The following is a 12,092-nucleotide window of genomic DNA, read 5'->3' on the forward strand; positions in this document are numbered from 1 at the left end:
AGCTCTGTGTCAACAAAAGGTTTCGCCTTCGACACCGTGATCTGAGTCGCCCCCTGCGCAGGCGAGACCGGTCGGCTGGCTTCCCGGGGACCTCAGCATCTCTGAGACCCCGGGAAGCCAGCCGAAAAGCCGGCGCCCGGGCAGGAGAGCCCGGGCGCCGGTGAGGAGGAGCGGAGGAAGGGTTACTTGGCGGCGACGGCCAGCTCCGGCTCGTCGGCCGGCTTGGGCGCGGCCAGGTCGACCGTGCTGCGCAGCTTGCTCGGCTTCATCGCGACCGCCGCGATCACGCCGACCACGGCGATGACCATGGAGATCAGGAAGATGTGCCCGGTCGCGTCGCCGTACGCCGACCGCACGATGTGCTGGATTGCCGGCGGCAGGCTGCCCAGGTTCAGCGCGCTGATCCCGGAGCCGCTGCCGGACGGCGAGGCGCCGGTCGCGGCGAGCTGGCTGGTGATCGAGTCGGAGACCCGGCGGGCGAGGACCGCGCCGAGGACCGAGACGCCGATCGTGCCGCCGAGCGACCGGAAGAACGCGATCGTCGAGCTGGCGGCGCCGATGTCCCTGAGGGCGACGGTGTTCTGCACGGCGAGGACCAGGTTCTGCATCGACATGCCGACGCCCGCGCCGACCAGGAACATCGCGATGCCGACGTACCAGAGCGGGGTGTCGTGGTCGAGGACGGAGAGCCCGGCGAAGCCGAGAACCAGGATGATCGTGCCGGTCACGACGTACGGCTTGATGTTGCCGCTCTTCGTGATCAGCCGCCCGGCGACGGTCGACGCGCCGGCCAGCCCGAACATCATCGGGATGGTGAGCAGGCCGGCCTCGGTGGGGCTGTAGCCACGGCCGATCTGGAAGTACTGCCCGAGGAAGACCGAGCCGCCGAACATCGCCATGCCGACCGCGAGGCTGCCCAGGATCGCCAGCGCGGTGGTGCGCTGCTTGACGATCGGCAGCGGGACGACCGGCTCGGCGGCGCGCGACTCGACGAAGGTGGCCAGGGCGAGCAGGACGACACCGGCGCCGACCATGGCGAAGGTCTGCCAGCTGACCCAGCCGAACGAGCTGTCGACGAACGAGACCCAGACCAGGATGACGCTGACGCCGGCCGCGATCAGGGTGGCGCCCAGGTAGTCGATCTTCGCGTTCTCCCGGCGCAGCACCGGCAGGTGCAGGGTCTTCTGCAGCACGACCAGTGCGATGACGGCGACCGGGATGCCGATGAAGAAGCACCAGCGCCAGCCGAGCGCCGAGTCCACGATCACGCCGCCGAGCAGCGGGCCGGCGACGGTGGCCAGGCCCATGACGCCGCCGAGGTAACCGTTGTAACGGCCGCGCTCGCGGGGCGGGATCATCGCGGCGATGGCGACCTGGACGAGCGCCTGCACGCCACCCATGCCGAGGCCCTGGAACGCGCGGGCGGCGATCAGCTGCTCGGTGTTCTGCGTCAGGCCGGCGATGATCGAGCCGAGCACGTAGACCACGATCGCGATCTGGACCAGCAGCTTCTTGCTGTAGAGGTCGGCCAGCTTGCCCCAGATCGGGGTGGAGGCGGTGGCGGTCAGCAGGGTCGCGGTGACGACCCAGGTGTACTGGGTCTGCGACCCGTTGAGGTCACCGATGATCGTCGGCAGGGCCGTGGAGACGATCGTGGAGCTGGACAGCGCGACGAACAGCACCAGCAGCAGCCCGGAGAGCGCCTCGAGGATCTCGCGATGGGTCATCGCCTTGGTTTGTGGGGCACTCATGTGCGCTGCCCTTCGTTCGTAATGGTTGCTCAATACAACTATCGCCAACGCTTGCGCACTGAGCAAACTTTCCCGTTGGGAAGTGACGTTCGTCGCCAGTACTCTCTCTGCCATGAGCGAGCTCGCGAGCGCATCAGTTGGCTCGGTCAAGAAGTCATGCCGACGCCGGAGCGCAGCGGAGGTGTCGGCATGACCGAGACGACGTCCGAGCCGGGCCTGCGGGAGCGCAAGAAGGCGGCCACCCGGCAGGCGCTGCACGAGGCGTCGCTGCGTCTGGCGTTCGAGCACGGGCCGGAGAACGTCACGGTCGAGGCGATCGCCGACGAGGCGGGCGTCTCCCGGCGCACCTTCTCGAACTACTTCGCCAACAAGGAAGAGGCCCTCTTCTACGGCGACCTGCAGCGGATGCGCCTGCTCGCCGGCATGATCCACGAGCAGCCGGCCGGGTCGTCCCCGTGGCAGGCGCTGACCGCGGCGGCCGAGGGCTTCTACCGTGAGCTCGGCGACCTCGACCCGGAGTGGATCGCCCGCAGCCGGATGGTGCGCCGGCATCCGTCGCTCGCGGCCGCGCAGGTGCAGACGTTCGCGGCGCTGGAACGGGAGATCTCGGCCGAGGTCGCGCTGCGGCTGGGCGCCGAGGACCCGCTCGGCGTGCGGGCCACGCTGATCGCGGCGACGTTCCTGGCGGTGCTGCGCGTGTCGCTCAACGTCTGGCTGGAACGGCGCCCCGACGTCAACTTCTGGGACATCGCGCGGGACTCGCTCGCCGACGCCGGCCGTGGGTTCGCCTGACCCGCACCAGATCAAGACCGCTTCCGGCGTACGTCGTCATCGGCTCTTGATCGTGAAAAAGCGCGACCCCGGGACGTCTCCGCCCGGGGCCGCGCTGGTGGAGCCGGCCGTCAGCCCTTGAAGCCGGCGAAGATCTTGGAGAACTCGAACGCCGTCTGCGTCACGTTGGTGCACTGGAAGAGCGCGCCGTTGCAGGCGTTCTTGTCGCGCTGCATCTCCCAGAAGGAGACGAAGCCGATGTGGTTGGTGTTGGCGAACGCGACCAGGTCCTTCGCGTCGGCCTGCGAGAACGTGCCGCTGTCGTCGTTCTTGCCGATCATCGGGGTGACGCCGACCATCTTGAAAGCGGCCGCGTCGGAGTTGCCGTAGAGCGACTTGATCTGGTCCTTGGTGGACTTGACGGCCTGGATCGCCAGGTCACCGTAGTCCTGGCCGGAGCGGCCGTAGTCCATCGCCATGATGTTGACCAGGTCCAGGTCGACGCCGGCGCTCTTGGCCGACTTGACCACGTTCAGGCCGTCCGCGGTCAGGCCCTCCGGCAGCACCGGCAGGGTCAGCGAGATCTTCAGGCCCGGGTTGGCCTTCTGCAGCGCGGCGAGCGCGGTCGAGCGGCGGTTGATCGAGGCGGTGTCGGCCGAGGCCGCGCCCTCGATGTCCAGGTCGATGTACTTCAGGTTGTACGCGTCGACGACCGCCTGGTACTCGGCCTGCAGCGCGGTGGTCGAGGTGCAGGCCTGGGCCAGTTCGACGCCGGTCGCGCCACCGAAGGACACCTTCACGTCGCCACCGGCCGCGCGGATCGCGCTGATCTGGTCACTGAACTGCTTGGCCCGCGGGTCGAACGCGCCGAACCAGCTCGCCTTGCAACCGGACGCGGTGACGAAGGCCAGGCTGAAGGACTTGACGTTGCCGCCGGTCGCCAGCGACGACAGGGTGCCGCCGTTGGAGAGCACACCCATATCGACGTACGGGGCGACAAGCACCCCGCTCGACGAACCGGACCCGCTGGTCGACGTCGCGGTCGGCGTGGCCGTCGCGGTCTTCGTGGGCGTCGCGGTGACGGTCGCCGTCGGGGTGGCCGTCGCGGTCTTCGTCGGCGCGACGGTGGCCGTCTTGGTGGGCGTGGCCGTGGCCGTGGCGGTCGCCGTCGCGGTGGGGGCCGCGGTCGCTCCACCGGCGGTGCACGCCGCGCCGTTGATCGTGCAGCTGATCGGATCGCCCTGACCGGCCACCACGAAACCGAACGAGACCGAGGCGCCGGCCGGGATCGTCGGGTTCCACGAGGCGTTCTTCGCGGTCTCGACGTTGCCGCTGGTGGTCACCGTGGCGTCCCAGGCGCTGCCGAGCTTGGCGGTGGCCGGAAGACCGAAGACCAACTGCCAGCCGTTCACCGCGGCGCCGGTGTTGTTGGTGATCGTGTAGTGCGCCTGGTAGCCGGTGCCCCAGTCGCTCTCCTTGGTGAAGGAGGCGGACAGGGTGCCCGTGCTGGTGGTGGCCGCGACGGCCGCGCCGATGCCGCCGCCGACCGCGAGCACCGCGGCCGTGGAGTAGATGGCGAGCCGCAGACGGCTGCGTTGCATGTCGAAACTCCGATCACGGGGGATGGTGACGGAGCTGATTCTTGGCTGTGCGCGGCTTAAGGTTCTCCGGCACAAGCCTTAAAGATCCTTAAAAGCCGCACGGTGACCGGATCGTCACCGGGTCGCCAGGCCGCCGATGACCAGGGACAACTGGCGGCGCCAGGCGTTCGGCTCCTTCGCGTGCAGGTTCACCCCGGCGTTGGCCATCATCACCAGCCACAGGTCGTGCCGGGTGAAGTCGGCCCGCAACCGGCCCGCCCGCTGCGCCCGGACCAGCACGTCCACCGCGCGCTGCTGAGCGGCGGCGCGCAGGGCGGAAAGCCGCTCGTCGTCGTCGAACGCGTCGGTGACCAGCAGCTCGGCCAGCCCTCGATCGGTGGCCTGCAACTCACAGACCCGGGTGAGGTAGCCGACGAACGCGGCCCACGGATCCGGATGCTCGCACGCCTGATCGGCGAGCCGGACCGCGGCGGTCATGTGGCTCGCGAACACCTCCGCGATCAGGTGCCGGCGGCTGGGAAAACGCCGGTACAGCGTGGCGTTGCCGACCCCGGCCCGGCGGGCGATCTCGTCCAGCGAGGCGTCCAGACCCTGCTCCGCGAAGACCTCGCGAGCGGCGGAGAGCAGGGCCGCGCGATTTCGGCGGGCATCCGCACGCAGCCGGGGGGCCATGCGCCACAGAATACGACGTTTACCCCAGAAAGCGGCTAGCCTCGGGGTGATCTTGATGGATCGACTCGGAGGAAGCGGACATGCACCAGGCATCGATCGACGTTCCGGCCGCTGACGGCGTGGCCGACGGGTACTTCGTCAAGCCCGACGGGCCCGGGCCGGTCCCGCCGGTCCTGCTCTTCATGGACGCGTTCGGCCTCCGGCCGCGGCTGCGCGAGATGGCCGACCGGATCGCCGAGCGTGGGTACGCGGTCCTGGTGCCCAACCTGTTCTACCGCTCCCAGCACAGCCCACTCGTGGACCCGGCCGACTTGGAGGATCCGGAGAAGCGGGGCGCCGCGTTCGCCAAGCTCGGCCCGATGATGCAGGCGCTGACCGCCGAGCGGGTCACCGCCGACGCCGTCGCCTACCTGGACTTCCTCGCCGCGCAGGACGGCGTTGCGGCTGGACCGGCCGGACTCGTCGGCTACTGCATGGGCGGGCGGAACGGACTGATCGTGATCTCCGCGCTGCCGGACCGGATCGCGGCGCTGGGCAGTTTCCACGCCGGTCGCGTCGTGACCGAGGAGGAGAACAGCCCGCACCTGGCGGTCGGGTCGATCACCGGCGAGGTCTACTTCGGTCACGCCGACAATGACGGCTCGATGACGCCGGAGAACATCGCGGCGCTGGAGAAGGCGCTGACCGACGCCGGGGTGAAGTACACGTCCGAGCTGTACGAGGGTGCGCCGCACGGATTCACGATGTCCGACACGGCGATGTACCACGAGGGCGGCGAGCAGCGGCACTGGTCCGCCCTGTTCAACCTGCTCGACCGCGCGCTGCCGCACGGCTGAGTCCCGTGACGACGACCGTCGCGAGGTGAACCCAGCCGGGACCGGGGCGCGGCCGGGGTCTCGCCGAGCGGGGGTTGCGGGCGGCGGCGGCGCGTGGGCGGGCGGCTCACGACGTACCGAATAATCAGTTTTTGTAAAGGTCTGGGAAGTAACGGTCGATCGCAGTGGTGTCGTAGACGTGGCGGATCTCGGTGATCCGGTTGTTGTCGACGGCCAGGAATTCGACGAGGCGGGCCGTGCCGAACGGCGCCGCGAGGTCGTAGATGACCGTCGCTCCGTCGAGTGCGTCGGTGCGCGCCGCGACCGTGACGCCGTCGGCGAACGCGGCGATCCGGTGCAGCACCTGGAGCAGTTCCTCGTCGTCCACAGGGGCGTCCAGGTTCCACTCCACCTCGACGTCCGGGGTGAGCAGCTTCCGGGCGGCGGTCAGGTCGTCCGAGGTCCAGGAGCGGATCCAGAAGTCCACCGCGTCCATCTGTCTCTCCTCAGTGCTCATGGGCGAAGGCCGCCGCCCGGGGAAACCGGACGGCGGCCTTGTCGGAATACGGGCGCTCAGCCGTTCAGCATCGTGTCGGCGCTGACGAACGAGTACCCGAGGCCCTTGATGCCGGTGACCAGGTCCTTCAGGTGGTCCGTGCCCAGGTAGGCGTGGTAGAAGCAGCTTGCCACGCCGTCGCGGACGACGAGGTTGCGCTCGGCCGAGGCGATGATGTCGGCCGGCAGCCGGACCGGGTGGTTGTTGAACGCCTCGATCTCGACGTTGCCGACGTTCTCCGGGACGACGACCGAGCCGTAGACGTCACGCACCGTGAACGGGAAGAATTGCCCGAACTGGCGCGAATAGTCGTACTTGGCGCCGGTCAGGACACCCGGGAAGTACAGGCCCCGGTCGTAGCGCTTGCCGAACAGCGCGTTGACCGCCTCGTAGTCCGGCGCGCTCGCCGCGTAGTGCGGGAACTCGAAGATCTTCGGCGCGCCCAGCCCCGCGGCGGTGAAGACCATGCCGGAGGCGACCATCCGGGCGCTGGCCCAGGCGGCCGAGTCCTCGGCGACCGGACCGTCGTAGACCACGTTGTCGCCCGCGTCGACGTGCGCCTTGTAGAACTCGAAGTCGTTCGCGCTGACGCCGTCGTACGGGTTGGCCACCGAGCCGTACTGGTGGGTGTACCCGTGCATGATCAGCGTGCCGCCCTTGGACTGCATGTACTTCAGCGCGGCGACCACCTTCGGCTTGTTCAGCAGCGTGTAGTCCTGCGCCTTGCCGGTACCGACGCCCTTCGGGTCACGGAAGCGCGGGTAGACCGCGACGCTGAACGGCACCTTCTCCGCGGCCAGATAGTCGGCGACCGCCTTGAGCTGGTCCGGGTCGGCGTCCGGCCCGACATCCTCGATGCGGATCAGCGCGCGGTGCCGCTCGGTGGTGCCGCCGCCCAGCGAGTCGAAGAGCAGATCGGCGAAGGCCAGGTAACGGTCGTCGTGGGTGACGTACGCGAACGGGATCTCCCCGACATACGTCAGGTTCCCGGACCGGACCGCCCACGGGAAGCTCGTACCGTCCGCGCGGACCGCGGTGGCCAGCGTGGTGACCTTGGTGCTGTCGCTGATCGACAGGCTCATGATCCCGGACTTGTTGTCGGTGCTCCGGGTCAGCTTCCGGCCTTTGTACCCGACCTCGGTGATCTCGGCGAAGTCGAACGCGCCGCTGGCGAAGCCGTACCTGGCGGCGAACCCGTCCTTCGCGGCCAGCTGCCAGATGTTGTCGTAGACCCAGGTCACCGGCTTGGTCGTGGCCATCACGTCGGTGAGGAACGCGGCCGGCAGCGGCTCGTCGTACGTTGACCCGAGATAGATCACCGCGGTGTAGGCGCTCATGTCACCGGACTTGTACTTCGCCGCCGGCGCCGCGGTCCACGTGCCGAATCGCGAGGTCAGGTTCGCGGTCTGGGTGGCGTAGACCTCGCCCAGCCAGCCGAAGTCGCCCGTGGTGTCGTACAGGACCAGGGTCTTCGCCGTTCCGGCACCGGGTGCCGCCTTGCCGGTCTTCGTCGCCGAGGCGGTGTTGGCCGGAATGGTCGTCGCGGCGTCGGCCTGCATGGTGCTGAAGCCGACACCGGCGGCCACCGCCACGGCGGCGGCGCCGCCACCGGCGATGAGGGCGCGCCGGGTGACCTTCGAGGTGCTGCTCATCAGGCGATCGCTCCGATCTCGGCGGTGGACTGCTGCACGGGCATGGCATCCGGCGCGGGGGCGAGCCCGAGCAGCGCGGCGGTGGCCTGGGCAGTGCGCTGGGCGGCGCGGCCGTCGCCGTACGGGTTGCCGCCGGAGGTCATCGAGTCCCGCAGGACCCGGCTGTCCAGCAGGGCGGACGCCTCGGCCAGGATCATCTCCGGGTCCGAGCCGACCAGCTTGGCGCAGCCGGCGTGCAGCGACTCGACACGCTCGGTCACGTCGCGCAGTACCAGGGCCGGGACGCCGAACGACGGCGCCTCCTCCTGGATGCCGCCCGAGTCGGTCAGCACCAGATACGCCTCGGAGAGCAGCCGGGACAGATCCGGGTAGGGCAGCGGGTCGGTCACGGTGACCCGCTCGACCCCGGCCAGCGCGGCGTCGACCTGCGCGCGGACCGCGGGGTTGGGGTGGCTGGGCAGCACCACGTCGATGTCCGGGTACCGGGCGATCAGCTCCTTGACCGCGCCCAGGATCCGGTCCAGCGGCTCACCCCACGACTCGCGGCGGTGCGCGGTGACCAGGACCAGGCGGTTGGTGCTGCCGGCCCGGGCGGCGGCGACGGCGGGCGTCTCGTACGGCAGGCGCCGCGCGGCGATCGCCAGCGTCGCGTCCACCACGGTGTTGCCGGTGATCAGCACGTCGCTCGCGGCGATCTTCTCGTCCAGCAGGTTCATCGCGGCCAACGGCGTCGGCGCCAGGTGCAGCGCGGCGACCTGGGCGACCAGACGGCGGTTGCCCTCCTCCGGGAACGGCGACTCCAGGTCACCGGAGCGCAGCCCGGCCTCCAGGTGCACGACCGGGATCCGGCGCCAGAACGCGGCCAGCGCGCCGGCCAGGCTGGTGGTGGTGTCGCCCTGGACGATCACGGCGGCCGGGGTGCGTACCGACCAGAGCTCGTCGAGCTGCTGGATCATCGCGGTGAGCAACTCGGCCTGGGTGCCGGTGGAGCGGTCCACAGTGAGCGTGATGTCCGGCTCGAGGTCGAACGCGGCGAGCGCCTGCGTGACCATCGCCGGGTGCTGACCGCTGGCCAGCAGGATCGGGGTGAGCAGCCCGGCCTCGCGGAAGGCGAGGGCGACCGGGGCGAGTTTGACGGCCTCGGGGCGGGTGCCGCCGATCAGGTGGACTTCGCGAAGGGACATGGGGGGAGCCTTCCTTCACTTGCATGGGGGGAGGGGTGGTGCCGGTGGTACTTCGCCCGCGGGAAATCAGGCGGCTTGCCGGGCTTTGCTCATGGCAGGCCTGAACCCGAAAGGGATCAGGCGGCTTGCCGGGCTTTGCTTACGGCAGGCCTGAACCCGAAAGGGATCAGGCGGCTTGCCGGGCTTTGCTTACGGCAGGCCCGAGCCCGAAAGGGATCAGGCGGCTTGCAGGGCGATCGGCTCCTCGACGAGACGCTCGGTCTTGGCCCAGGAGGATCGGCCGGTGAGCTGCCGGCCCAGCGCCCGATAGGTCGCGGTCAGGCCGAGCAGCAGGAACGCCGGGTAGGCCAGGGCGGCCAGCAGCATCCGGGGCAGTGACTCGTCGCCGCGCTTGGTCCGGTGCACCAGCACCCAGATCAGGCCGGGGAACGTGCTGACGACGACCCAGATGCCGATGCTCGTGCCGAGCGCGAGCCAGGTGGGCAGGAACGGGACCGGGTGGCCGATCAGTAGCCCGAGGAAGCCGGCCGTGCCGGTCAGCGAGAGCAGGATCGCGATCATCGCATTGGCCCACGGCGAGACGAGGTAATGCAAGATCTCGATCAGCGACGTACGGGCGATGTTGCCCGACTGGAAGAGCGAGCCGAGGTATCGCGCGCACTGCAGGTTGCCCTGCGCCCAGCGGGTGCGCTGCCGGGTGAGCCGTTTGATGTCGACCACCGCCTGCTGGGTGACCGACGCCCGTGAGGTGTAGCGGATCGACACGCCCTGCAGGTGCATTCGCAGGCCCAGTTCCATGTCCTCGACCAGGCACTCCGACCAGGGTGCGGTGCCCAGCGAGATCAGCGTGGAGAGCCGGCTGAACTGCCCGTTGCCGCCGAGCCCGACGGTGTCCAGGGCGTTGCGCATGTTCTGGCTGGCGTCCACGATCGCGCCGAACTCCAGGTCCTGGACCGCGCCGAGCAGCTTGTTGCGGTTGCGGATACGGACCTGCACCTGGACCGCGCCGACCCGCGAGTCGCCCATCAATCGGCCGACCTCGACGAGGATGTTGTCGCTGCCCTGGCCGTCGCCGTCGATGATGCCGAGCACCACGCGGTCGGCCGGCACACCCTCGTCGGCGGTGAGCTGCGCGATGAAACGGTAGGCGGCGTTCAGAGCCTCACCTTTGCCCTGCCGGGCGTTGGGCAGGTCGCGTCGCATGACGTGCAGGCGCGGGTGGTCGATGGCGGCGAGAACTTCCGGCGTACGGTCGTCGGAGCCGTCGTCCACGACCAGCACCCGGGCCAGTGTGCCGGCCGGGCCGCGCAGCCCGAGTGCCGCGTTGACCGTGTTGGCGACCACCGCTTCCTCGTTGAGTGCCGGCACGATGATCCAGAAGTGCTCGGGTTTTCCGCCGCCGCTGGCCAGCGCCTTGTTGACGACCGAGGCGCGGTGCGTGCCCGTGTAGTGGACCGCGAACCAGACCAGGATGACGGTGGAGAGCGGCCAGGCCAGCAGGACCGCGTAACCCGCGACCGCGATGAGCCAGCCGTCCGATGCGGACATCGTCTCCCCCGTCTCTGTTCCCGCCACTGTTGTCGTGGACGTAATAGGACATTACGGATCTGTTGTGGGCCGCTCAATAGACGTGGTCCGGCCGTTGCCGCATACCATCCGAATGGCCCATGTCAGACATCTCAGACGTCTCGGGCGGGGCAAAACCGTGCAAATTCCGCGATTACCCACAGCGAAAAGGCGGTCACCGTGAGGTGACCGCCTTTTCGTCCGGAGCTTCAGTCGTTCAGAAGGTTCGGGTTGTCCCGCAGCATCGCGGCCAGCCGGCGCGCCGCCATCTCCGCCTCCTCCGCCTGCCGTTCCGCCTGGAACGGGATCGGCGTCGCCAGCGGCATCGGCATCGGCATCGGCGCGGGAGCCGGCACCGGCTCCTGGAAACCGGCCGGCTCGGCGTGCGGCTGGCGCTGCGGCGGCACCGGTGACGGCGAGTACGCAGCCGGGGGCGGCGGTGCCGGCGGCGTCACGAACGGGCGCTCGGCCGTCGGCGGCTCCGAATACTCATAGTCCGTCGGACCGAACCGATCCTGGTCGTCGTGACTGCCCCGCGGCGGCGGCTCGTCCTCGACGTTGATCTCGAAGTCCGCGTGCGCGCGAGCCGGTTCCGCCGGCGTCGGGGCAGGCACCGCGTGGTCGGCTCTGACCTGCACGGTGCCGTCGGCGAACCCGAAGTGCAGCAGCACCGGGTCACCGGCGCCCTCCACCCCGACCGTGACGCCCAGGTTCGGGTACCGAGTGATCACCCCGGCAATGGCCTCGACCAGCTCGCTCACCGCGGGCGGCGGCCCGGGGTTCTCCCCGGCCGCGGCGCGCTTACGCAGCTCGTCACGGCGGGCAAGCTTGTCGAGCGCGTCGTCCAGTCCGCCTCGCACGTCACCGTCCTCTTTCTCGCAACGGTCGCCCGGTACCTATGAGAATGCTTAGCAAACCGGGCGACCCGCGCACACCCTACGACTTCATCTTTATCGCCTTGTCGAGAGCCTGGTCCAGAACGACCAACAGGGCATCTCGCACAGAAGCACGGAAGCGAGCGTCGTAAGAGATCACCGGAACGTCCTCACGAACCGCGAGCGCCCAGCGCACCTCGTCGAGGCTGTACGCCATGTTGCCGTTGAACGTGTTCACGCCGACCACGAACGGCAGGCCGGCCCGCTCGAAGTAGTCGACGGCCGGGTAGCAGTCGTCGATGCGGTTGGTGTCGACCACGACCAGCGCGCCCAGGGCACCCTTCACCAGGTCGTCCCACATGAACGCGAACCGGGTCTGGCCCGGTGTGCCGAAGATGTAGAGCTTCAGCGTCTGGTCGATGGTCAGAACGCCGAAGTCCATCGCGATCGTCGTGGTGGTCTTCGTCGTGGCCTGACCGACGTTGTCGATGCCGATCGACTCGGAGGTCATCTCGGCCTCGGTGGTCAGCGGCGAGATCTCCGAGATGGCACCGACGGTCGTCGTCTTGCCCACCCCGAAGCCGCCGGCCACGATGATCTTTACCGGAACCGGCGCTTTCTTGGTGGGCGCGGTTCCGCCCGGTATGCG

General features: G+C 69.3%; 11 protein-coding genes. 2 read left to right on the plus strand and 9 right to left on the minus strand.

The features are described 5' to 3' along the window. Positions 1 to 182 precede the first annotated feature (182 nt). Entirely contained in the window at positions 183 to 1,751 is a 1,569-nt protein-coding gene (locus ACH442_RS37410) for an MDR family MFS transporter (protein WP_396342838.1), read from the minus strand. Positions 1,752 to 1,940: 189 nt separating this feature from the next. On the opposite strand from ACH442_RS37410, the gene ACH442_RS37415 reads away from it, so the two are divergent. After that, positions 1,941 to 2,543, plus strand: coding sequence for a TetR/AcrR family transcriptional regulator (locus ACH442_RS37415; RefSeq protein ID WP_396342840.1), 603 nt, complete (start codon positions 1,941 to 1,943; stop codon positions 2,541 to 2,543). Positions 2,544 to 2,653: 110 nt separating this feature from the next. Here the strand turns inward: ACH442_RS37415 and ACH442_RS37420 are convergent, their stop codons facing one another. Together ACH442_RS37420 and ACH442_RS37425 are read right to left on the minus strand one after the other, a co-directional pair. Further along, positions 2,654 to 4,123, minus strand: coding sequence for a cellulose binding domain-containing protein (locus ACH442_RS37420; RefSeq protein WP_396342841.1), 1,470 nt, complete (start codon positions 4,121 to 4,123; stop codon positions 2,654 to 2,656). 114 nt (positions 4,124 to 4,237) lie between these two features. Continuing rightward, positions 4,238 to 4,795 (minus strand): TetR/AcrR family transcriptional regulator, encoded by a 558-nt coding sequence (locus ACH442_RS37425; protein ID WP_396342842.1) that lies wholly within the window; start codon positions 4,793 to 4,795, stop codon positions 4,238 to 4,240. Between the two features lie 80 nt (positions 4,796 to 4,875). On the opposite strand from ACH442_RS37425, the gene ACH442_RS37430 reads away from it, so the two are divergent. Next, positions 4,876 to 5,631 (plus strand): dienelactone hydrolase family protein, encoded by a 756-nt coding sequence (locus ACH442_RS37430; RefSeq protein ID WP_396342843.1) that lies wholly within the window; start codon positions 4,876 to 4,878, stop codon positions 5,629 to 5,631. Between the two features lie 124 nt (positions 5,632 to 5,755). On the opposite strand, the gene ACH442_RS37435 is transcribed toward ACH442_RS37430, so the two are convergent. The 6 genes from ACH442_RS37435 to ACH442_RS37460 all read right to left on the minus strand — a co-directional run bounded on the left by ACH442_RS37435 (position 5,756) and on the right by ACH442_RS37460 (position 12,038). Continuing rightward, entirely contained in the window at positions 5,756 to 6,106 is a 351-nt protein-coding gene (locus tag ACH442_RS37435) for a hypothetical protein (protein WP_396342844.1), read from the minus strand. Between the two features lie 77 nt (positions 6,107 to 6,183). Continuing rightward, positions 6,184 to 7,818: a DUF2334 domain-containing protein gene (locus tag ACH442_RS37440; protein WP_396342845.1), complete on the minus strand. Its 1,635-nt coding sequence runs from the start codon at positions 7,816 to 7,818 to the stop codon at positions 6,184 to 6,186. Next, positions 7,818 to 9,002 carry a non-hydrolyzing UDP-N-acetylglucosamine 2-epimerase gene (gene wecB, locus ACH442_RS37445; RefSeq protein WP_396342847.1) on the minus strand — a complete coding sequence of 395 codons (1,185 nt, stop codon included), beginning with the start codon at positions 9,000 to 9,002 and terminating at the stop codon, positions 7,818 to 7,820. Before wecB ends, ACH442_RS37440 begins: the two co-directional genes overlap by 1 nt. A 216-nt stretch (positions 9,003 to 9,218) precedes the next feature. Further along, positions 9,219 to 10,550, minus strand: coding sequence for a glycosyltransferase (locus ACH442_RS37450; protein ID WP_396342848.1), 1,332 nt, complete (start codon positions 10,548 to 10,550; stop codon positions 9,219 to 9,221). Between the two features lie 227 nt (positions 10,551 to 10,777). After that, positions 10,778 to 11,428: a hypothetical protein gene (locus tag ACH442_RS37455; RefSeq protein WP_396342849.1), complete on the minus strand. Its 651-nt coding sequence runs from the start codon at positions 11,426 to 11,428 to the stop codon at positions 10,778 to 10,780. 76 nt (positions 11,429 to 11,504) lie between these two features. Then, positions 11,505 to 12,038, minus strand: coding sequence for a GTP-binding protein (locus ACH442_RS37460; RefSeq protein ID WP_396342948.1), 534 nt, complete (start codon positions 12,036 to 12,038; stop codon positions 11,505 to 11,507). Between the last annotated feature and the right edge of the window lie 54 nt (positions 12,039 to 12,092).

The sequence above is a fragment of the Actinoplanes sp. NPDC020271 genome, assembly GCF_044388125.1.
GTDB lineage: Bacteria > Actinomycetota > Actinomycetes > Mycobacteriales > Micromonosporaceae > Actinoplanes.

Bases quoted from the DNA above. Each gene is read 5' to 3' on its own strand.
- ACH442_RS37430 (WP_396342843.1), top strand. From the start codon at position 4,876: ATGCACCAGGCATCGATCGACGTTCCGGCCGCTGACGGCGTGGCCGAC.
- wecB (WP_396342847.1), bottom strand. From the start codon at position 9,002: ATGTCCCTTCGCGAAGTCCACCTGATCGGCGGCACCCGCCCCGAGGCC.
- ACH442_RS37415 (WP_396342840.1), top strand. From the start codon at position 1,941: ATGACCGAGACGACGTCCGAGCCGGGCCTGCGGGAGCGCAAGAAGGCG.
- ACH442_RS37435 (WP_396342844.1), bottom strand. From the start codon at position 6,106: ATGGACGCGGTGGACTTCTGGATCCGCTCCTGGACCTCGGACGACCTG.
- ACH442_RS37420 (WP_396342841.1), bottom strand. From the start codon at position 4,123: ATGCAACGCAGCCGTCTGCGGCTCGCCATCTACTCCACGGCCGCGGTG.
- ACH442_RS37440 (WP_396342845.1), bottom strand. From the start codon at position 7,818: ATGAGCAGCACCTCGAAGGTCACCCGGCGCGCCCTCATCGCCGGTGGC.
- ACH442_RS37410 (WP_396342838.1), bottom strand. From the start codon at position 1,751: ATGAGTGCCCCACAAACCAAGGCGATGACCCATCGCGAGATCCTCGAG.
- ACH442_RS37450 (WP_396342848.1), bottom strand. From the start codon at position 10,550: ATGTCCGCATCGGACGGCTGGCTCATCGCGGTCGCGGGTTACGCGGTC.
- ACH442_RS37425 (WP_396342842.1), bottom strand. From the start codon at position 4,795: ATGGCCCCCCGGCTGCGTGCGGATGCCCGCCGAAATCGCGCGGCCCTG.